20 protein-coding genes are annotated in these 20,255 nt (G+C 34.1%); 12 read left to right on the forward strand and 8 right to left on the reverse strand.

Annotated elements, in window-relative coordinates:
* Positions 1-81: 81 nt before the first annotated feature.
* The 5 genes from hemE to hemA form a co-directional block, all read right to left on the reverse strand.
* Positions 82-1,107 carry a uroporphyrinogen decarboxylase gene (hemE, locus tag ASF10_RS08985; protein WP_035687261.1) on the reverse strand — a complete coding sequence of 342 codons (1,026 nt, stop codon included), beginning with the start codon at positions 1,105-1,107 and terminating at the stop codon, positions 82-84.
* 114 nt (positions 1,108-1,221) lie between these two features.
* On the reverse strand, positions 1,222-1,896 hold the full coding sequence (locus ASF10_RS08990) for a uroporphyrinogen-III synthase (protein WP_056247877.1): 675 nt from the start codon (positions 1,894-1,896) through the stop codon (positions 1,222-1,224).
* A complete protein-coding gene (gene hemC / locus ASF10_RS08995; RefSeq protein ID WP_056247880.1) occupies positions 1,896-2,819 on the reverse strand; it encodes a hydroxymethylbilane synthase in 924 nt (307 codons plus the stop codon). The genes ASF10_RS08990 and hemC overlap by 1 nt, the downstream gene beginning before the upstream one ends.
* A gap of 121 nt (positions 2,820-2,940) precedes the next feature.
* Positions 2,941-3,345 carry a GxxExxY protein gene (locus tag ASF10_RS09000; protein ID WP_056247883.1) on the reverse strand — a complete coding sequence of 135 codons (405 nt, stop codon included), beginning with the start codon at positions 3,343-3,345 and terminating at the stop codon, positions 2,941-2,943.
* 187 nt (positions 3,346-3,532) lie between these two features.
* The gene (gene hemA, locus ASF10_RS09005) at positions 3,533-4,783 is read right to left on the reverse strand and encodes a glutamyl-tRNA reductase (protein ID WP_056247886.1); all 1,251 of its coding nucleotides are present in this window, start codon (positions 4,781-4,783) and stop codon (positions 3,533-3,535) included.
* Between the two features lie 227 nt (positions 4,784-5,010).
* On the opposite strand from hemA, the gene ASF10_RS09010 reads away from it, so the two are divergent.
* From ASF10_RS09010 to ASF10_RS09040, 7 genes are all read left to right on the forward strand, one after another.
* Positions 5,011-5,883, forward strand: a complete 873-nt coding sequence (locus ASF10_RS09010) for a helix-turn-helix domain-containing protein (RefSeq protein WP_056247889.1) — start codon at positions 5,011-5,013, stop codon at positions 5,881-5,883.
* Between the two features lie 30 nt (positions 5,884-5,913).
* The gene (locus tag ASF10_RS09015) at positions 5,914-6,291 is read left to right on the forward strand and encodes a hypothetical protein (RefSeq protein WP_056247899.1); all 378 of its coding nucleotides are present in this window, start codon (positions 5,914-5,916) and stop codon (positions 6,289-6,291) included.
* Between the two features lie 143 nt (positions 6,292-6,434).
* A complete protein-coding gene (gene hemH / locus ASF10_RS09020) occupies positions 6,435-7,448 on the forward strand; it encodes a ferrochelatase (protein ID WP_056247902.1) in 1,014 nt (337 codons plus the stop codon).
* Positions 7,449-7,588: 140 nt separating this feature from the next.
* Entirely contained in the window at positions 7,589-8,137 is a 549-nt protein-coding gene (locus ASF10_RS09025; RefSeq protein ID WP_056247905.1) for a CopD family protein, read from the forward strand.
* A 131-nt stretch (positions 8,138-8,268) separates the two neighbouring features.
* Positions 8,269-9,684, forward strand: a complete 1,416-nt coding sequence (locus tag ASF10_RS09030; protein ID WP_082472409.1) for an ATP-binding protein — start codon at positions 8,269-8,271, stop codon at positions 9,682-9,684.
* 10 nt (positions 9,685-9,694) lie between these two features.
* Positions 9,695-10,477, forward strand: coding sequence for an enoyl-CoA hydratase/isomerase family protein (locus ASF10_RS09035; RefSeq protein ID WP_056247909.1), 783 nt, complete (start codon positions 9,695-9,697; stop codon positions 10,475-10,477).
* 179 nt (positions 10,478-10,656) lie between these two features.
* The gene (locus ASF10_RS09040) at positions 10,657-11,055 is read left to right on the forward strand and encodes a hypothetical protein (protein WP_056247911.1); all 399 of its coding nucleotides are present in this window, start codon (positions 10,657-10,659) and stop codon (positions 11,053-11,055) included.
* Positions 11,056-11,333: 278 nt separating this feature from the next.
* Here ASF10_RS09040 and ASF10_RS09045 read toward each other — a convergent pair whose 3' ends face one another.
* The 3 genes from ASF10_RS09045 to ASF10_RS09055 form a co-directional block, all read right to left on the reverse strand.
* The gene (locus ASF10_RS09045; protein WP_056247913.1) at positions 11,334-11,987 is read right to left on the reverse strand and encodes a metal-dependent transcriptional regulator; all 654 of its coding nucleotides are present in this window, start codon (positions 11,985-11,987) and stop codon (positions 11,334-11,336) included.
* A 90-nt stretch (positions 11,988-12,077) separates the two neighbouring features.
* Positions 12,078-13,949, reverse strand: coding sequence for an Nramp family divalent metal transporter (locus ASF10_RS09050; protein WP_056247914.1), 1,872 nt, complete (start codon positions 13,947-13,949; stop codon positions 12,078-12,080).
* 74 nt (positions 13,950-14,023) lie between these two features.
* A complete protein-coding gene (locus ASF10_RS09055; RefSeq protein ID WP_056247919.1) occupies positions 14,024-14,416 on the reverse strand; it encodes a Fur family transcriptional regulator in 393 nt (130 codons plus the stop codon).
* Between the two features lie 93 nt (positions 14,417-14,509).
* On the opposite strand from ASF10_RS09055, the gene ASF10_RS09060 reads away from it, so the two are divergent.
* The 5 genes from ASF10_RS09060 (at position 14,510) to ASF10_RS09080 (ending at position 20,166) form a co-directional block, all read left to right on the forward strand.
* On the forward strand, positions 14,510-14,863 hold the full coding sequence (locus ASF10_RS09060; RefSeq protein WP_056247922.1) for a MerC domain-containing protein: 354 nt from the start codon (positions 14,510-14,512) through the stop codon (positions 14,861-14,863).
* A 10-nt stretch (positions 14,864-14,873) separates the two neighbouring features.
* Positions 14,874-15,788, forward strand: coding sequence for an NAD(P)/FAD-dependent oxidoreductase (locus ASF10_RS09065; RefSeq protein ID WP_056247924.1), 915 nt, complete (start codon positions 14,874-14,876; stop codon positions 15,786-15,788).
* 297 nt (positions 15,789-16,085) lie between these two features.
* Complete coding sequence (locus tag ASF10_RS09070) at positions 16,086-18,347, forward strand: TonB-dependent receptor (RefSeq protein WP_056247928.1); 2,262 nt, start codon at positions 16,086-16,088, stop codon at positions 18,345-18,347.
* Positions 18,348-18,517: 170 nt separating this feature from the next.
* The gene (locus ASF10_RS09075) at positions 18,518-18,982 is read left to right on the forward strand and encodes a thioredoxin family protein (protein ID WP_056247931.1); all 465 of its coding nucleotides are present in this window, start codon (positions 18,518-18,520) and stop codon (positions 18,980-18,982) included.
* Positions 18,983-18,999: 17 nt separating this feature from the next.
* A complete protein-coding gene (locus ASF10_RS09080; protein ID WP_056247933.1) occupies positions 19,000-20,166 on the forward strand; it encodes a lycopene cyclase family protein in 1,167 nt (388 codons plus the stop codon).
* Positions 20,167-20,255: the final 89 nt, after the last annotated feature.

Raw genomic sequence — 20,255 nt, forward strand, 5'->3', positions numbered from 1 at the left:
GTTTTTTAAGTTTTCAGTCCCAGTTGCAGTTTTCAGTCTGATTTTAAGCTGAAAACTGCGACTAAAAATTGAATACTATGTTTAGTTCCCGTATTCCTTAACCGCGTCAATAAACGCTTTTGCATGGTCTACAGGAATATTTGGTAAAATTCCGTGACCTAAATTTACAATATATTTATCTTTTCCGAACTCATCGATCATTTCGTGAACCATTTTTTTGATGGTTGGAATTGGAGAAAGCAATCTTGACGGATCGAAATTTCCTTGTAAAGTAATGTTTCCACCAGACAAATAACGAGCATTTCTAGCCGAACAAGTCCAGTCTACACCAAGTGCCGAAGCTCTACTTTTACCCATTTCGCCAAGAGCGAACCAACATCCTTTTCCGAAAACAATAACCGGAGCGTGATCAGCTAAAGCTTCAACGATTTGGTTGATGTATTTCCATGAAAATTCCTGATAATCAACAGGAGAAAGCATTCCTCCCCAAGAATCAAAAATCTGAACGGCATCAACACCCGCTTTTACTTTTTCTTTTAAGTATAAAATAGTAGTGTCTGTAATTTTTTGTAATAATGTATGTGCTGCAGCAGGGTTTGAGAAACAGAATCCTTTTGCAGTATCAAAACTTTTAGAACCTTTTCCTTCAACAGCATAACAGAAAATTGTCCAGGGCGAACCAGCGAAACCAATTAATGGCACTTCGTCGTTCAACATTTCTTTAGTCAATTTAATAGCATCCATTACATAACCTAAACTTTCCTGAATGTCCGGAACGTAAACTCTGTGAACATCTGCCAATGAACGAATTGGATTTGGTAAAAACGGACCAAAATTTTCTTTCATTAAAACTTCGATTCCCATTGCTTGCGGAACAACCAGGATATCCGAAAATAAAATTGCGGCATCCGGAGCAATTCTACGAATAGGCTGAACAGTAATTTCAGCAGCCAATTCAGGGGTTTGACAACGGGTGAAGAAATCATATTTATCACGCAAAGCGATAAATTCCGGTAAATATCTTCCGGCTTGACGCATCATCCATACTGGCGGACGTTGAACAGTTTCTCCTTTTAATGCTTTTAAAAATAGGTCGTTTTTTAACATTGTTTTATTGCTTTAGGCTTTAAGCTTTAGGCTTTAAGCGGTGTTTGTTTTTTTTCTTGCTGCTTTAGGCTTTGAGCTTTAAGCTGTGTTGGTTTTTTGCTTACGGCTTATAGCCTAAAGCTTATTGCTATATTCAACAATTACATCTTCGATTACGTCTTCAACTGTAGGCTGATCTGCAATGATGATGTTTTTGGTAATTTTATCTAAAGCTTCTGCGGTGGTTTCTCCTATACAAAAGCACTTTTCTTTCTTAATTGTATTGTCTTTTAAATAACTTTCAACGCCAGAAGGACTAAAAAATAAAATTCCGTCCGCTGTAGTTTTTATCTTCTGCGGAACTAATGATGTATCATAAACCTGAATTTCATTCAATTTGACATCAGCATCTTTTAATGCTTTTGGTAACGTTTCTCTACGAAGGTTTCCGCTAAAAAAAGTATAGCTTTCGTTACGGTAAATCAAAGTAATGATTTCGGCTAAATCTGCAGCATAACCCGTGTAAGCCACAACATTAAAACCATTTTCAGATAATAGAATTTTGGTTTTTAAACCTACACAAAATACATTTTTGCTTTTTAGTTTTTCTGATTCAGGATTCGATAAAACGCTATGAACCGCATTCTGACTCGTAAAAATTAGATTTTCGTTGAGGTCTTTTAGTTCGAAAGGTTTGTTTTGAGTTTGAATAAAATCAGCTTCGATAACTTCAATATTGGCTTTTACCAATGCTTGTTTTTGTTCGCCCGACAGCTTTTTTGTAGATAATATTTGAATTGATTTACTCATTATTTTTTTAAAGATTCTTTAATAGATGCCATCAATTCAGTTCCGCCATTGTTCAGGATTTCCTGAGCTGCGAAGAAACCTAGTTTTTTCCATTCTGAAATATCAACTGTTTTGTCGATTTCCAATTTTTGTTTTCCATCAATAGAAAGTAAAACCCCTTGAAAGTGCAAAGTATCTTCGTCTTCATTATAATTTACTAACGCTCCAATTGGTGCTGTACAACCACCTTCAAGTGTTCTTAGAAATTGACGCTCTATATAGGTACAAATTTCAGTTTCGATATGATTCAATTGAGAAAGCGCATCCAGCGTATAATTGTCATTTTCCATTGCCACAACAAGCATTGCACCTTGAGCCGGTGCAGGAATCATCCAATCAAGATCGATATAATTTCCGGGTTTCAGGTTAATGCGCTCCAAACCTGCAGCGGCAAAAACAGCTCCGTCCCAATTATTGTCTTCCAGTTTTTGCATACGAGTGTTTACGTTTCCGCGTAAATCAACTACTGTATGATTAGGATATTTGTTGAACCATTGTGCCTGACGTCTTAAACTTCCGGTTGCAATCGTACTTGGATTTGCAAAATCAGGATTGCCTTTATGAACTAGAATGTCTAAAACATTGGCTCTTTCTAAAACTGCTGCCTGAACAATACCTTTTGGTAAAGCAGTTGGAACGTCTTTCATAGAATGAACCGCAATATCGATACTACCATTGATCATAGCAATGTCTAAAGTTTTAGTGAAAATTCCAGTGATTCCAAGTTCGTACAGCGGTTTGTCAAGAATAATATCGCCTGTAGATTTTACCGCAACAATCTCGGTTTTATAACCTAAGTCGTTTAGTTTTTTTTCGACAGTATGTGCTTGCCAAAGTGCTAATTCGCTATCGCGAGTTCCAATTCTGATTGTTTTTTCAGCCATTATTTATATTTAAAACCAAGGTTTTTGTTTTTTTTACCATTAAGATATTAAGTTTATTAAGGAAATACGAATAAGCGCAAAGCTTAATTTTTCTTAATCTCTTAATGGTTCAATTTTTTTCTCAATCTTGCAATCTTGAAAAGAACTCATTCACCAGCGGTTTCATTGATTTTGTAATATTTAAAGTATTGAAATTAATTAATAAACCCTGAGGTCTTTGTAGCAATTTCATGTACGTTAGTAATTGTGCTTCGTGAATTGGTAAAAGATTTTCTATTGCTTTTAATTCTACAACAACACAATCATTCACAAGTAAATCAATTCTTAAATCAGATTCTAATTCAAGATCGTAATAATCTATTTTAACAACTAGTTGTTGTTTAACGTAATATCCATTTTGTTCTAATTCGTATTTGAGGCATTGTTCATATATGCTTTCTAAAAGTCCAGGCCCTAATGCTTTGTGCACTTTTATGGCAAAACCCGTAATTTCATAAGCTAATTGTGTAACCTCTTTTTTTGTCATAGAACTTTTTATTCTTTTAATTAAGGTTGTCTTGTTTAGCACAATGCTTAATTTATCTTAATTATAATGATTTCCTTTTATTAATTTTTAACCACAAAGCTTAACTTTCTTAATATCTTAATGGTAAAATATTTTGTCATGTTTTAGCCGCAAAGCTTAATTGTCTTAATATCTTAATGGTAAAAAACTAAGATGCTTTTATCTTAAAGACTTTTTCAATCCATTCGATGCTTTCATCAACCATGGTGTCGTCGTCTTTTAAATGATTTGCGAAATGTGTAGTGATTTTCTGGATGATTCTGTTACTGATAATTTCAGCTTGGGCTTCATTAAAATCTGCAATTTTTCTGCTTTGAAAATCTAATTCTGAAACTTTAATAGCATTCAGTTTTTCTTTTAAAGCATTTATTGTTGGAGCAAATTTTCTTCCTTTTGTCCAGGTAACGAATTCCTCTTTTACTTCTTCGATAATAGCTTCGGCAGCAGGAATATGTAATTTTCTGTTTTCAAGAGTTTCATCTGTCAATTGTGATAAATAATCCATATGAATCAACGTTACGCCTTCTAATTCCTCTACATTTTCATGAACGTTTTTAGGAATCGATAAATCTAAAATCAATAAAGGTTTCTTTAGATTTAAAATGGCTTTGTCAACTGTTGGGTTTTGAGCGCCTGTAGCAACAACCACAACATCAGCTTTTTGAAGTTCCAAGTGTAACTCTGAATAATCTTTAACAATCAGATTAAGTTTTCCTGCCAATTTCTCGGCTTTGTCTTTCGTTCTGTTTATTAAAGTAATGTGTTCATTTTTGGTATGTTTTACAAGATTCTCGCAAGTATTTCTTCCGATTTTTCCTGTTCCAAAAAGTAAAATATTTTTATTACCAATATCTTCTACATTTTTAATAATGTATTGTACTGATGCAAAAGAAACAGATGTTGCGCCTGAACTAATTTCTGTTTCGTTTTTGATTTTTTTGCTCGCCTGAATTACGGCGTTTACCAGTCTTTCTAAGAAAGCATTTGCTAAACCCATTGATTTTGAATGTGCAAAACAGGTTTTTATTTGTGATATAATCTCAAAATCACCTAAGATCTGACTGTCTAAACCAGTTCCTACGCGAAACATATGACTAATGGCTTCTTGATTTTTGTAGACAAAACCAACTTTCTGAAAAGCATCGACAGAACCGTTGCTGTTATCACAAATTAGTTTTATTAATTGAAATGGATGTTCTGCAAAACCATAGATCTCGGTTCTGTTGCAAGTCGAAGTGACAATTAAACTTTCTATTCCTTCTTCTTTAGCCTGTTCCAGCAAACGCGTTTTTGCAATTGCATCCAAACTAAATTTACCTCTTACCTCAGCATCGGCTTTTTTATAACTCAGACCAACTGAGTAAAAATAAAGATGTTTAGGTACGTTATTGTTTTCCATAAATTCACTTTCATAAAAGTGCAACAAAATTATCACTATAGTCTTTATAAAAGTAACGCTGAAAGTACTTTTTGTATCGCTGCGTGATTTTTTGTTTCTAAACAGCTGTTTTTATGCAAAAAGAAGTATTTTTGTAGCAAAATCAACTTGTTAGAAATGTTTTGTTTAGAGTGATTCTAAATAAGATATTGCAATTGTCTAGATTTTTGTTCTAAAAAAATATCGCTATGAGTTCTCAGGAAATTATTAAAATTGAAGACGACTTTACGCTAATTCGTTTTCAAAATGACAGTTCAGAACCCTTTTTCGGACAACACGAAGTTGGTAGTGGCTTGATACAGTTTCATTTCGGAATAAAAGGCAATGCCAAGTTCTTGTTCAATCAGGGCAGTTATGCTTTAGATTTGAAAGAAGAAAAATCGTTGCTTTTGTACAATCCGCAGAAAGAATTACCATTGAATTTAGAGTTGGCTCCAAATTCGTGGGTAATCTCTGTAATTGTATCCATCAAGAAATTTCACGCGTTGTTTTCTGCAGAAGCAGACTATATTACTTTTTTAAGTCCTGATAATAAAGACAAAAAGTATTATAACGAAGGAAATATTAGTCCGTCGATGGCGATTGTTTTGAGTCAACTGTTTCATTATAACTTACATCCGTCGATAAAAAATCTTTATTATAAAGGAAAAGGATACGAATTGCTGAGTTTATATTTCAACAGAACCGAAGATCCAAATGCAGAACAATGTCCGTTTTTGATTGATGAAGATAACGTTCTAAAAATTAGAAAAGCCAAAGAAATCATTATCGCGAATATGGCTGAACCTCCGGGTTTACAGGAATTAGCAGATGAAATTGGTTTGAATTTGAAGAAACTTAAAATGGGTTTCAAACAAATTTACGGTGACACAGTTTACGGTTTTCTATTTGATTACAAAATGGATTTCGCCCGAAAATTATTAGACAGCGGATCTTATAATGTAAATGAAGTAGGATTGAAAATTGGTTACAGCACTGGAAGCCACTTTATAGCAGCCTTCAAGAAAAAGTTTGCGACAACTCCGAAGAAATATTTGATGTCGATTAATACGAATGTGTAACTCAATTATTTAAATGTACCCAATAAAATAATGGAAACTGAAATATTAGGTGATCACCAAGAATACGTGCAAGAAAAATTTGAAGATGTATTAGTGCGTTATAATCGATTTGGTAAAGATATTTATAATGTAATTAAAAAGGAATTGCCTGACGTTTTCAAATATTTGAAATACTATAAAGCAACAAAAAGTACTGAAAAATGTGTTTTTGGTGCTCAACTTGAAGATAGTTATGCGATTTATAATGACGGAAATATCCTATTTTCTATTCAATTAGAACCTGAGTGCGAAGTAATCTGTTTAAATAATTGGAAAACTCAAATTGAAATTGGAGATTGGGATAACAACGATTATTATAAACAATCTATTGAATTTATAAGAACAGAATTTCTGCGTGAAAAATTCTAACAAATCAATTTTATATATCAGAACATAAATAAAAAATAACATTTATCATATTTCTAAAAAGCAGCAAAACCTACTTTTGAAGAAAATTTAAAAAACAAATGCTTAAAGCCTAAAGCTTAAAGCCTAAAGCAAGAAAAAATATAATGAAAGGCGTATTATTAGTAAACTTAGGATCTCCGGAAAGTCCAACACCAAAAGATGTAAAACCATACTTAGACGAATTTTTAATGGATAAATACGTGATCGATGTTCCGTATTTATTGAGAGCTTTATTGGTTCGTGGTATTATTTTACGAAAAAGACCAGAAGAATCAGCACATGCTTACGCAAAAATTTGGTGGGATGAAGGTTCTCCGTTAGTAGTGCTTTCTGAAAGAATGCAGAAAAAAGTACAGCCTTTGGTAAATGTTCCGGTTTCGCTTGCAATGCGTTACGGAAGCATGACTATCGAAAAAGGGCTTCAGGAATTACATGATAGAGGAGTTACAGAAGTATTGCTTTTTCCATTATATCCGCAATACGCAATGGCTTCGACTTTGACTATTTTAGTAAAAGCAGAAGAAATTCGTAAAAAGAAATTTCCTCAAATGACTTTTACCGATGTTCCTGCGTTTTACAACAAACCGGATTATATCAAGAATTTGGCAGATTCCATTCAGAAACATTTAGTTGGTTTTGATTACGATCATTTATTATTTTCATACCACGGAATCCCGGAACGTCACATTCGCAAAACCGATGTAACAAAATCACATTGTAAAATTGATGGTTCTTGTTGTAATACACCATCGCCGGCACATGATTTCTGTTACCGTCACCAATGTTATGAAACGACAAAACAAGTGGTGAAATTATTAGGACTTCCTGAAGATAAATACAGTCTGACTTTTCAGTCACGTTTAGCAGGAGACAAATGGTTAGAGCCTTATACTGATGTTGAAATCGACAAAATGCCAGGAAAAGGAATCAAAAATCTTGCGGTTGTTACGCCTGCATTTGTATCTGATTGTTTAGAAACACTGGAAGAAATTGCAATGCGTGCCAAAGAAGACTTCGAGAAAAACGGAGGCGGGAATTTCTTAGCAATTCCGTGTTTGAATGATGATGACGAATGGTGCGAAACAGTTGGAAATTGGATTAACGATTGGGCTAAATAGAAAATAGAACAAAGAGTAAAGAAAAAAGACTTTATAGTGGACGCATATTGTGACCAATAATATTTGTTTTAAGTTTAAGGTTTCAAGTTATAATCAACTTTAAAAAAAACCTTAAACTTAAAACTTGAAACAAATAATAAATGGAATATTATAACTATCTAAAATCACTGCATCTTATTTTTGTAATAACCTGGTTTGCGGGATTGTTTTATATTGTGCGCTTATTTGTGTACCAAATAGAAGCCAACGAAAAACCTTCACCTGAAAAGGAAATTCTACAAGCACAATACAAAATAATGACATACCGTTTGTGGTATATTATTACTTGGCCGTCAGCAATTTTGGCGAGTATTTTTGCTTTTTGGATGTTGCTTTTTACAGACTTAGGACAAGCCTGGCTAAAAATGCCCTGGATGCATGTGAAATTGTGTTTTGTTTTCTTATTGTATTTGTATCATGCAAAATGTCATCAAATATTTAAGCAGTTACAAAATGATGAAGTAAAATATACTAACAATTTTATGCGTTTATGGAATGAAGGTGCAACCATTATACTTTTTGCCGTGGTTTTTTTAGTAGTTTTAAAAAGTGCCATCAACTGGATTTTCGGCGTAATCGGAATCTTTTTATTCTCGATCATCATTATGTTGGGTTTCCGATTTTATAAACGAATAAGAGAAAGAAAATAGTTTTCAGTTGCAGTCTCAGTTTTCAGTTTATGCTGAGACTGAGACTGAATACTGAGACTGAATACTAAAAAACTATGTTTAACAACTTCAAAATGTCGATGCTTTCATTGCGTGTTAGGATTTTCCTTTCGATGATTGTATTGATTGTTGTGGCATCATTTTTATTAGCTTCCATTTCGATTATTCAGTTTAAGAATGAAGCAAAAGAATACCATCAGGAACGCCTTGAACGAAAAGAAAATGCAGTAAAAGAACATATCAATTATGTTTTATCGACTACAACTTATCCTTTAAAAACCGGAAATCTCGATCTTATCTTTAAAGATAAAATTCACGAGTTAGCGCAGATTCACAAAATCGAAATCAATATTTACAGCCTTGACGGGAAATTACTTAAATCCTCAAAAGAATCCTTTGCCGTAGATAAAGTAGCACCGCCAATTCCGGAATATATTTTGAAACTGGTTCGTTCTTCTATCGAAAAACGATTTGTAGATATTAAAACCATCGACGGAGTCAAAAATCGATCTTCATACAGTTTAATCAAAGACGAAAAATTCAAACCGCTTGGAATCCTAAATCTTCCTTACTTAGAAGACGATGGTTATTATGACAACGAATTAAATACTTTCCTGATTCGTTTAAGTCAGGTGTATTCGTTTATGTTGGTTGTAGCTTTTGCTTTAGCATATTTTCTTTCGACTTATATTACAAAATCACTAAAAACCATTTCAGATCGTTTAGAAGAAACCAATCTGGATCAGAAAAACGAGAAAATCGTATTAGAAGCCAATAGCAAAGAAGTCAACTTCCTGATAAAAGCCTATAACGGAATGGTCGACAAATTAGAGACAAGCGCCATAAAACTAGCACAAAGCGAGCGTGAAGAAGCGTGGCGCGAAATGGCAAAACAAGTCGCGCACGAAATTAAAAATCCGCTTACGCCGATGAGGTTAACCGTGCAGAGTTTTCAACGTAAGTTCGATCCAACGGCTCCGGATGTAAAGCAAAAATTAAACGATTACTCCGAAACTTTAATTCAGCAAATAGACACCATGACCGCGGTGGCATCGGCATTTTCGAATTTTGCTTCTATGCCGGCGCAGCAAAACGAAACCTTAAATGTGGTTGAAGTGGTCGAATTAGCATTAGATATTTTCAACGAAGATTATATTGTTTTCGAAAGCGAAGAAGAGGAAATCATTTCAAAAATGGATCGAACCCAATTGATTCGTGTGATTACCAATCTGGTTAAAAATGCAACGCAGGCAATTCCGGAAAGCCAGTTTCATAAATCTATTGTTGTTACGGTAAAACGTATAAACAATAATGTTGAAATTGCGGTAAGAGACAACGGAATCGGGATTCAGAAACTGGACACAGGTCGAATCTTTGAACCAAAATTTACCACCAAAACAAGTGGAATGGGACTTGGACTCGGAATTATAAAAAACATTATCGAAAATTACAAAGGAACAATTATCTTTGAATCAACATACGGAAAAGGAACCACATTTAGGGTTTCTTTACCCATAACAAACTCATAAACTAACCGTCATGAACTACGAAAATCTTTTAATCTCGATTGAAGAAAAAATTGCGACCGTAACCATTAATAGACCTACAAAGTTAAATGCCTTAAACAAAGCGACTATCAGCGACTTGAGTAAAGCCTTTAAACTATTAGGTAAAAACGATGATGTTCGTGTAATTATAGTAACAGGATTTGGTGAAAAAGCATTTGTAGCCGGAGCTGATATCTCAGAATTTGCCAATTATACGATTGTCGAAGGCGCTCAATTAGCAGCCGAAGGACAAGAAACATTATTCGATTATATAGAGAATCTAAAGAAACCTGTAATTGCAGCCGTTAATGGTTTTGCTCTTGGTGGTGGATTAGAACTTGCAATGGCGTGTCATTTTAGAGTAGCATCAGACAATGCAAAGATGGGATTGCCGGAAGTAACTTTAGGATTAATTCCGGGTTATGGAGGAACACAGCGTTTACCACAATTAGTAGGTAAAGGCCGCGCAATGGAAATGATTATGACCGCAGCAATGATTTCTGCAGAAGAAGCCCAACAATATGGTTTAGTAAATCATGTGGTTTCGCAAGCAGAACTTTTGTCTTTTACAAATGTTATTGCTCAAAAAATCATCAAAAATGCTCCTTTTGCAATTGGTAAAGCCATAAAAGCAATCAATGCCAATTATACAGATGGGAAAAATGGTTTTGATACCGAAATAAAATCATTCGGAAAATGTTTCGGAACCCAGGATTTTAAAGAAGGAACAACAGCATTCTTAGAAAAAAGAAAAGCTGAATTTACAGGAAAGTAATTTTTTATAACCGCAATCCAGATAGCTATCGAGAGCTAAGATTTACGCTAGGTTCGCAAAGTTTTTAATTTCCTTGTGTCCTTTGCGAAAAACTTTGCGAACTTTGCGGTTAAATATAATAGACAAAGGTTTTAAAAACTTAGAACCTTAGCATCTCAAAACCTAGAACCTTAAAAAAAATGTACGAACCAATATTCGCTCTTTTTTGCGAACGCGTTAAAGAAAGCATCAAAGCCGGAACTTTTGCCAAACTTACTTTAGCAAAAACCATCGGTGATACCGAGATCAAAAACATCTACTTCCGTTTGGCGATAAACGAAGACAATACCTATTCCATAGCTTTAACAACACGTTATAAAACCGAAGAAATCGAAAGTACGCATACTTTAGACGAAGCTTTAATGGTATTAGGAACCTACATCAAAAATCCGTTTTTGACCGCTTTATTGTTTACCACAGATAATGATGTGACATTTAAAGTAAATAAAAAGAACGCAGGAAGTATCATCGAGCAAGAACCAACATTCAAGAACGCTTCGCCTGTAATGTTGGAAATGATAGAGAAGGGAATCGTTTAAATAACTTTTATTGGATTTAGGAGCTAATCCCGCTATCCGCTATATCTTTACTTGCCTAAAGAAGGCAAGCAAAGGATGTCGCTACTATCGGGGCTAAAAACTGACTTTGATGAAACTTTTTGCATCATAAAGTATAATGCCTCGTTTGTCAGGCTGAGCGAAGTCGAAGCCCCGCAAAGTGATTCAGCAAACTGGACTTCGACTTCGCTCAGTCTAACAAAAAAATAAAAATCTTTGTAAACACTTCGCAATTCTTAGCGAATTTACGTTAAATGACTCTAAACCAGCTTCACAAACAAATTCGAAGCGATCTTATTAGAAATTGATAATTCACGACCATCAATTTTAATCTTTACAGATAAATCGAAAGATTCCTTAGATAAAAGTTCGATTTGAGAACCTAAAGCAATTCCTTGTTTGTCCAGATATTGTAAAAATTCTGATGAAGTATCTTTTACACCCACGCAAATTCCGGTTTGGTTTTCAGTTAATTCAGAAAGTAAGTGTTTCTCGATCTTAACAATTCTTCCGTTGGCATCCGGAATCGGGTCGCCATGCGGATCTTCGGTAGGATTTCCCAGAAAATCATCCAAACGATTAATCAATTGTTCTGATTTGATGTGTTCCAGTTGTTCTGCAATATCGTGGACTTCATCCCAGGAGAAATTTAGTTTTTCAACAAGGAAAACTTCCCATAAACGATGTTTTCTGACGATCATTTTAGCCGCAAGTTTTCCGTTTTCGGTCAAAGATACGCCCTGATACTTTTTATAATTTACTAAATCTTTCTCAGAAAGCTTTTTAAGCATATCCGTAACCGATGAAGCTTTGGTCTCCATCATTTCGGCAATAGCATTCGTGCTGACTTCGGCATCATTTGAAGCCGTAAGATGATAGATCGATTTAAGATAATTTTCTTCTGAAAAAGTCATTTCTTTTATTTTTTGAGGGGCAAAGGTTCAGAGGCACAAAGGTTCAAAGGTTTTAAATCTTTGTGCCTTTGTTGCTCTGTCACTTTGAGCCTATCTTTTAACAATTAACAAAGGTATTGAAATTTTATGTCTCAATTTATCTACGGTTGTACCAAATAAAATATCTTTTAATCCAGTGTGGCCGTGGGTTCCCATAACCAGAATGTCAAAATTTCCCTGATTGATAATCTTCGGAATCACGGCGTTAGGTTTTCCAAAACCAAGTTCAGTTTCTATCCTGAAGCCTTTCTGCGAAAGCATCTCTTTATATTCTAATAATAATTTTTCGTCGATAGTCGTTTCGTGATCGTCAACGTGAACTCCGTACATTAATGCGCCAACAGTTTCTACAATGTGAATTAAGGTATATTGCGCATCGATTCCGCCCAATTCAAAGGCATTGTTTAGTGCAGCTTCATCGGCTTTAGAAAAATCGACTGAAATCGCTATGTTTTTCTTGCCGTAACTTTCTTTTGGTGTATAAACTAATTTTAAATGATGAGGTGAATGGTTTTCGATATTCGATTTTGCTCTTGCGATAAAAGGTTTTGCAATGATATATAACAGCAAAGCAAGAAATCCAAAAGCCAGAGGAACAACTGTTAGCCAAAGGATTGTTGGGTGACTGGAGTTTTCAAGCCATGAAGTGATTTCATCATAAACCAGTTTTGCATTTAATGAAACGATGATCAAAGCAATAATCCAGGCGGCAACCTGAGTTGTTTTAGAAATATGAAATCCTTTCATCTTGGTTTTGTCGCTTACAAAGTGAATTAGCGGAATAATGGCAAACCCCAATTGTAAACTCAAAATTACCTGACTCAGGATTAAAAGTTTTCCTGTTACGCTTTCTCCATAAATCAAAATCACGATTACTGCCGGAACAATGGCAATTAAACGCGTAATAATTCGGCGAACCCAAGGCTGAATTCTTAAATTCAAATATCCTTCCATTACGATTTGTCCGGCTAAAGTTCCGGTTACGGTAGAACTTTGTCCTGCCGCGATCAAAGCAACGGCAAATAAAACAGGCGCCCATTTTGTCCCCAATAAAGGTTCCAGAAATTGATGTGCATCCTGAATTTCCGCAACTTCAAACATTCCGTTTTTATAAAATGTGGCTGCAGCCAAGATCAAAATGGCGGCGTTTACAAAAAAAGCAAGGTTTAGGGCTATTGTAGAATCTATAAAGTTATATTTCAATGCTTGTTTGATTCCGGCTGGAGTTCTGTCAAATTTTCTGGTTTGAACTAAAGAGGAATGCAAATATAAGTTGTGCGGCATTACAGTCGCACCAATAATACCAATGGCGATATATAAGGCAGCAGAATTAGGCATTGACGGAATAAGTCCGTAAAGCACTTTGTCCAGTTCCGGTTCTGCAAAGATCATTTCGAAAATAAAAGAAAATCCAATAATCGCTACCAAAACAATTATAAAGGCTTCCATTTTTCGAATTCCTTTATTAATTAGGAAAAGCAATAAGAAAGTATCTAAGACAGTAATCAAAACCCCTTCGATAAGCGGAATGTCAAAAAGAAGATTAATCCCGATTGCCATTCCCAGAACTTCGGCAAGATCACAGGCGGCAATTGCAATTTCGGCAAGAAAGTAGAGAATATAGTTGATGAACTTGGAGTAAGTTTCTCTTGAAGCTTGCGCTAAATCACGTTGGGTTACAATACCCAGACGTGCACTTAAGCTTTGCAATAACAAAGCCATTAAATTACTCATTAATAAAACCCAAAGCAAAGAATATCCAAACTGACTACCGCCAGCAATATCTGTTGCCCAGTTTCCCGGATCCATATATCCTACACTTACTAAATATGCCGGACCTAAAAAGGCTAATATTTTTCTGAATCCTGTTTTTTTATGCTCTGTTGCAACCGATTGATGAACTTCTTCTAAAGATTTACCCATTGTAAAAATGTTGTTTGAACAAATATAAGTATAAATTATATTAGCACAACAATTTTTTTAGGCGAGTCTAAAAGTTAAATGTTAGAATTTAAACAATTTGGACACAATCCTGACAATGTAAAGTTTATGTCATTTACTTTATAATTGTGCGGAATGATATAACTCGGCTTTACATTTTCAAGACATGTTATCTCTAAACATTTTTCACAACTAAAATGAGCATGGTTATGAATGTGCACACGTTGGGCGTGATGATGGCATTTTGCATACTTTACAGTTCCGTCAAGATTTACAATTTTATGTATGATATCATCATTTACCAATCGGTCTAATATTCTGTAGATCGTAACACGATCGCATAAATCTCCCGTTTGTTTTTGAATTTCGGTATGAGAGAGCGCGGTTTTAGATTTCTCAAAAATCTCTAAAACGGCTGTCTTTGCTGCTGTATTTCTTGTTGTTTTCATTTTAATGTATTAAAAAATATTATCGCAACAATGTTGCAATTAAAATAATCTTGTATATTTGCAACAAAATTGCATTAAGCAAAAGTACTGAAAATGAAGAAAACAAGCACACCCTTTTACGATATTTTAGGAATTTCGAGCGCGACTATTTGTTTAGTTCATTGTTTGGTTTTTCCGCTTCTTACGATTCTGCCTTTGGGTATAAGTCACAATCCATTCGTCGATTTGTTATTTGCGACGATCGGACTTTTTGCAATTGTAAAGATAATTAAGAAATCAAATCTTTTGGTTTCCTCTATTCTGATTATTTCAATGGCATTAATATGGATTAGTGTTTTAAGCGAGATTGTTCTTGATATTCATCTCGACCTAATTTTTATTGGTGGAATAGGAATGATCATTGGACATTTAATTAATTACAAATTACATAAAAACAGCAATCATTAAATATAAAGTTATGATACAAGAAACAGATTTTGAAGTAATTATTGTTGGAGGAAATTATAGCGGACTTTCGGCTGCCATGAGTTTGGGACGATCGCTGCGAAAAGTTTTAGTGATTGATAGCGGTTTGCCTTGCAACAGACAAACGCCGCATTCGCATAATTTTATAACGCATGATGGTGAAAAGCCAGCTGTTATTTCGGCGAAAGCCAAAACGCAAGTAGACTTTTATAATACGGTTCAGTTTTATAACGGTCTTGCAATAAGCGCCATGAAAACTGAAAACGGCTTTGAAATCAAAACCGAATCAGGAAAAATCTTTACGTCCAGAAAATTATTATTTGCAACCGGTGTAAAAGATTTACTTCCGGAAATTCCTGGTTTTGCTGAGTGTTGGGGAATTTCGATTCTACATTGTCCGTATTGCCATGGTTATGAAGTAAAAAAAGAGAAAACGGCTATTATCGCAAATGGTGATATAGGTTTTGAATTTGCAAAAATGATATTGAACTGGACGAAAGATTTAAGATTATTAACCAACGGAAAATCGACTTTAACATTAGAACAAAGCCAAATTCTTAGAAAACATAATGTAGAAATTATCGAAGATGAAATAAAAGCTGTTGAGCATGAAAATGGAACTATTAAGAATCTTGTCTTCACCAATGAATCAAAAATATCCTTGAAAGCTATTTATTTCAAAGCCCCTTTTAAGCAACATTGTCCTTTGCCGGAATTTTTAGGCTGCGATTTGACAGAACAAGGTTTGTTGAAAGTAGATGCTTTTCAAAAAACTACAATTCCCGGGATTTTTGCCAGTGGCGATTGCCATATTCAGGCAAGATCTGTTGCTATGGCAGTTTCTTCTGGATCTTTTGCCGGAGCAATGATGAATAAACAATTGATAGATGAAGAGTTTAAGATTTAAACATATTAGCTTTTATAGACTTTTCTGTATCACTTCTTGCTTCAGCTAAGGAAATACTATTGAATTAAAAAAGGGCTTTAGCAAAATCTTATAGGTTTGCCTAAAGCCCTTTTTTAGTTTTTGTTGATATTTTCATTACTTAAAACTGAACGCTATCAAAAACGGGATGACTTTGACTTATCTTTTTAAAAATAGAAATATAACATATTGAATTGATTAGAGTTATAAATTTCTAAATTTAAAATCAATATTTATCAAATTTAATTTTTAGATTTGTCTAAAATTAATTTTACAACAATGAAAAAACTATTTTTGATATTGCTTTTGTTTGGTTTACAAATTTCGTTTGCGCAAGAAACTACTTCTGTATCAGGTTTTATATCTGGAGAAGGTCATAAATTGCAATTAGTAAATGTTCATTTATTAGGAACAAAACATAAAACAGTTTCAGATAGTTTAGGCCATTATACGTTAGAAAATGTCGATATTGGAAATTATACTATTCAGGTTTCTCAAATGGGTTTTCAGACTTTAAAGAAGAAAATAGAAGTTATTAAAGATTCTATTCAATCTTATGATTTTGAATTGACCGATAACGAAAATCAGCTGAATGAAGTTGTAGTTTCCGGAACTCTTAAAGCAGTCAAACGTTTAGAAAGCGCTGTTCCGGTTGAGGTTTATTCGCCTGTTTTCTTTAAAAGAAATCCAACTCCCAGTATTTATGAAGCACTTCAGAATATAAACGGAGTTCGTCCGCAGTTAAATTGTGGCGTTTGCAATACAGGAGATATTCATATAAATGGGCTTGAAGGTCCTTATACTTTGGTTTTAATTGACGGAATGCCAATTGTGAGCAGCCTTTCAACAGTTTATGGATTATCCGGAATTCCCAATTCATTAGTTGAGCGTATTGAAATTGTAAAAGGTCCGGCATCTTCTCTTTACGGAAGTGAAGCGGTTGGCGGTTTAATTAACATTATTACCAAAAATCCAACAAACGCACCTTTGTTTTCTGCAGATGTTTTTACGACATCATACCTAGAAACGAATGTTGATTTGGGAATGAAATTTAGTCCGACTAAAAAATCAACAACGCTTTTAGGAATCAATTACTTCGATTACAATGAGGTTGTAGATAAAGATAAGGATGGATTTACTGATGTCACACTTTCTCAAAGGATTTCGGTTTTTAATAAGTGGAATTTTCAAAGAGAAGATAATCGCTTATTTACGATTGCAGCACGTGGAATGTATGAAGATCGCTGGGGCGGAGATGTTCGTTGGGAGAAAAAATACCGTGGCGGCGACGAAATTTACGGCGAAAGTATTTATACTAAAAGAGGGGAATTAATAGGAAGTTATCAATTGCCTTTTGAAGAAAAACTGATGCTTTCGTTCTCTGGAAATGTGCATTATCAGGACAGCCGTTACGGGACAACGTCATATATTGCCAATCAAAAGATAGGTTTCCTGCAATTGACCTGGGATAAAAAAATTGGTCGAAATGATTTTCTTGCCGGTATTGCGAATCGATATTCGTATTATGACGATAATACAACTGCCACAAAGGAAGCAGAGAGTACTTGGTTACCGGGAATTTTTGTTCAGGACGAAATTACACTTTCTCCTAAAAGTCAGGTTTTGCTGGGAATGCGTTACGATTATAATTCTATTCATGGTTCAATTTATACGCCAAGAGTAGCGTATCGATGGAAAACGAATGAAAATACAATTTTTCGTTTCAACGCCGGAACCGGATTTCGTGTTGTGAATTTATTTACCGAAGATCACGCTGCACTTACAGGTTCGAGAGATGTTGTACTGAAAAGCAATTTGAAACCGGAACAGTCCATAAATGCGAATTTGAATTACATTCAGAAAATAAACTTTACTAACGGAATTTTTATAGGCATCGAAACAACGGCTTTTTATACCCGTTTTAGCAATAAGATCATATCAGATTATGAAACTGATCCAAATAAAATTATATATGACAATATTAATGGTTACGCAATTAGTCAGGGAATAAGCACGAATGTTGATGTCAATTTTCCAACGGGATTAAAAATGATTCTTGGAGCTACTGTTTTAGATAATAAAAATGTCGAAAACGGAATTTCAGAAACTCCTTTTTTAACGGAGAATTTTACTGCAACCTGGAGCATTTCGTATAAAATAGATTCCTTAAATTTATTACTAGATTATACCGGAAATGTTTACAGCCCAATGAAGTTGCCTTTGTTGAGCGATCTGGATCCAAGAAGTCCAAAATCGCCTTGGTATAGTATTCAGAATATTCAGTTTACGTATTTTGGATGGAAGAATTTTGAACTTTATGGAGGAATAAAAAACCTATTGAACTTTACGCCAAAACAAAACAATCCGTTTTTGATTTCAAGAACAAATGATCCTTTTGATAAAAATGTGCAATATGATTCAGCTGGAAAAGTATTGGTGACACCTGATAATCCGTATGGTTTGACATTTGATACAACTTATGTTTATGGACAAAACCAGACTATTCGCGGTTTTTTTGGGTTGCGATATACTTTGAGATAAAGTTTAATGTCACAAATTAAAATGATTTTTTTGCCACGAATTGCACTAATTTACGCTAATTAAATTCGTGATAATTTGTGAAATTTGTGGCAAATTTTTCTCGTTTTTTTTTAAAATCATTTTAATCTGTGAATCCCAATAGTTATCGGGAGTGGCAAAAAAAAGCACAAATGAAAAAGCTAATTTTACTTATAATCTTCTTCGGATTTACTTCAACAGGATTTTGCCAGTTAAAAAGCAGATCTTTTGAAGAAGTTGATAGTTTACAGCAAATTCAAAAGAAAAAAATAGTCGTTTTCATTCACACAAATTGGTGTCAGTTTTGCCTGAGAATGAAGCAAACGACTTTCAAAAATCAGGAAATTATCGAAAAACTGAATTCTGATTTTTATTTTATCGATTTAAATGCTGAGGAAAAACGAGATATTACTTTCGATAATCATATTTTTAAATACCAGCCTTCAGGTAATAATGTTGGAGTTCATGAACTGGCTTTGCAATTAGGAACGATGAACAATCAAATCGTATATCCGGTTTTGTGTGTTTTGAATGAAAAAAGGGAAATTATCTTACAATATAATAACTATCTTAATCCAAGGGATTTTAAACTTCTTTTAGAAAAACTAAAGGAATAAAATTCATATTTTTGAGAATGAATTCTTCGCAAATCAAGCACTTTAATTACATCTTTACCGGAACAGGTTTATCTGCCTTGATGACCGTTTATAAAATGGTATTGTCTGGAAAATTCTCCAACAAATCAATTTTGTTGCTGGATCAGGATTCGAAAAAGATAAATGATCGAACCTGGTGTTTTTGGGCAGAAGAGCAAACATTATGGAATTCGATTATCTCTAAAAAATGGGATTTTGCTTTGTTTGCCAATGAAGATTTCAAACGTGATTTAGATCTGAAACCGTATCAATACAATCAAATTCGAGGATTGGATTTTTATAATTTTGTTTTTGATGAACTTTCAAAACATTCAAATGTTACTTTTTTAAGTGAAAAAGTAACTGATATCAACGAACTCGAAACCCACGTTTTTGTAGGTACAGAAGCGAACAGATATACTTGCGATTATTTATTCAATAGTATTTATACCAAAGCTTTTGCCTTGAGCCAAACTAAATATCCGGTTTTGCAACAACATTTTGTGGGTTGGTTTGTAAAAACAGAAGTTGAGGTTTTCAATCCGAAGAAAGCGACTTTTATGGATTTTTCGATTGAGCAAAAAGGAAATACGCGCTTTATGTATGTTTTGCCCACTTCTAAAACTCAAGCTTTAGTTGAATATACGTTGTTTTCTGAAAATCTTCTTCCAAAAGAAGAATACGAAAATGAGATTCAAATCTATCTAAAGAATTTAAGAATTGATCAATATGAAATTGTTGAAAAAGAGCAGGGAAGTATTCCGATGACTTCTTATCCTTTTTGGAAAAAAAACACGAAACGTGTTCTAAATATAGGAACTGCCGGCGGATGGACAAAAGCAAGTACGGGTTATACTTTTAGAAATTCGGATAAAAAATCTGCGGAATTAGTTAGGTTTCTTCAAAACGATTCTTCGACTCTTACAATGACAGGGTTTCATAAAAAAAGCCGATTTTGGTTTTATGATTTATTGCTTTTGGATATACTTTATCGTCATAATGAATTGGGAAGTACTATTTTTTCGTCAATGTTCAAAAAAGGAAATCCTGCTTTGATCTTTAAGTTTCTCGATGAAGAAACCAGTTTAGCTCAGGATCTTCAGGTAATTTTAAAATGCCCTAAAATACCTTTTATCAAAGCATTGTTTCGCGTTATTTTTAAATAAAAGCTTTTTTAACTTTTGAAATGCGATACTCTTTATCGTAAAAAATAGTGGATACCCTGAAAACTTTGAATTAATTGATAAATAGAAAT

Source organism: Flavobacterium sp. Leaf82 (assembly GCF_001422725.1).
In the GTDB taxonomy this organism is placed as follows: Bacteria; Bacteroidota; Bacteroidia; order Flavobacteriales; family Flavobacteriaceae; genus Flavobacterium.

Excerpts from the sequence above, each read along its gene's own strand:
- hemE (WP_035687261.1), bottom strand. The coding sequence starts at position 1,107 with ATGTTAAAAAACGACCTATTTTTAAAAGCATTAAAAGGAGAAACTGTT.
- ASF10_RS08990 (WP_056247877.1), bottom strand. The coding sequence starts at position 1,896 with ATGAGTAAATCAATTCAAATATTATCTACAAAAAAGCTGTCGGGCGAA.
- hemC (WP_056247880.1), bottom strand. The coding sequence starts at position 2,819 with ATGGCTGAAAAAACAATCAGAATTGGAACTCGCGATAGCGAATTAGCA.
- ASF10_RS09000 (WP_056247883.1), bottom strand. The coding sequence starts at position 3,345 with ATGACAAAAAAAGAGGTTACACAATTAGCTTATGAAATTACGGGTTTT.
- hemA (WP_056247886.1), bottom strand. The coding sequence starts at position 4,783 with ATGGAAAACAATAACGTACCTAAACATCTTTATTTTTACTCAGTTGGT.
- ASF10_RS09010 (WP_056247889.1), top strand. The coding sequence starts at position 5,011 with ATGAGTTCTCAGGAAATTATTAAAATTGAAGACGACTTTACGCTAATT.
- ASF10_RS09015 (WP_056247899.1), top strand. The coding sequence starts at position 5,914 with ATGGAAACTGAAATATTAGGTGATCACCAAGAATACGTGCAAGAAAAA.
- hemH (WP_056247902.1), top strand. The coding sequence starts at position 6,435 with ATGAAAGGCGTATTATTAGTAAACTTAGGATCTCCGGAAAGTCCAACA.
- ASF10_RS09025 (WP_056247905.1), top strand. The coding sequence starts at position 7,589 with ATGGAATATTATAACTATCTAAAATCACTGCATCTTATTTTTGTAATA.
- ASF10_RS09030 (WP_082472409.1), top strand. The coding sequence starts at position 8,269 with ATGATTGTATTGATTGTTGTGGCATCATTTTTATTAGCTTCCATTTCG.
- ASF10_RS09035 (WP_056247909.1), top strand. The coding sequence starts at position 9,695 with ATGAACTACGAAAATCTTTTAATCTCGATTGAAGAAAAAATTGCGACC.
- ASF10_RS09040 (WP_056247911.1), top strand. The coding sequence starts at position 10,657 with ATGTACGAACCAATATTCGCTCTTTTTTGCGAACGCGTTAAAGAAAGC.
- ASF10_RS09045 (WP_056247913.1), bottom strand. The coding sequence starts at position 11,987 with ATGACTTTTTCAGAAGAAAATTATCTTAAATCGATCTATCATCTTACG.
- ASF10_RS09050 (WP_056247914.1), bottom strand. The coding sequence starts at position 13,949 with ATGGGTAAATCTTTAGAAGAAGTTCATCAATCGGTTGCAACAGAGCAT.
- ASF10_RS09055 (WP_056247919.1), bottom strand. The coding sequence starts at position 14,416 with ATGAAAACAACAAGAAATACAGCAGCAAAGACAGCCGTTTTAGAGATT.
- ASF10_RS09060 (WP_056247922.1), top strand. The coding sequence starts at position 14,510 with ATGAAGAAAACAAGCACACCCTTTTACGATATTTTAGGAATTTCGAGC.
- ASF10_RS09065 (WP_056247924.1), top strand. The coding sequence starts at position 14,874 with ATGATACAAGAAACAGATTTTGAAGTAATTATTGTTGGAGGAAATTAT.
- ASF10_RS09070 (WP_056247928.1), top strand. The coding sequence starts at position 16,086 with ATGAAAAAACTATTTTTGATATTGCTTTTGTTTGGTTTACAAATTTCG.
- ASF10_RS09075 (WP_056247931.1), top strand. The coding sequence starts at position 18,518 with ATGAAAAAGCTAATTTTACTTATAATCTTCTTCGGATTTACTTCAACA.
- ASF10_RS09080 (WP_056247933.1), top strand. The coding sequence starts at position 19,000 with ATGAATTCTTCGCAAATCAAGCACTTTAATTACATCTTTACCGGAACA.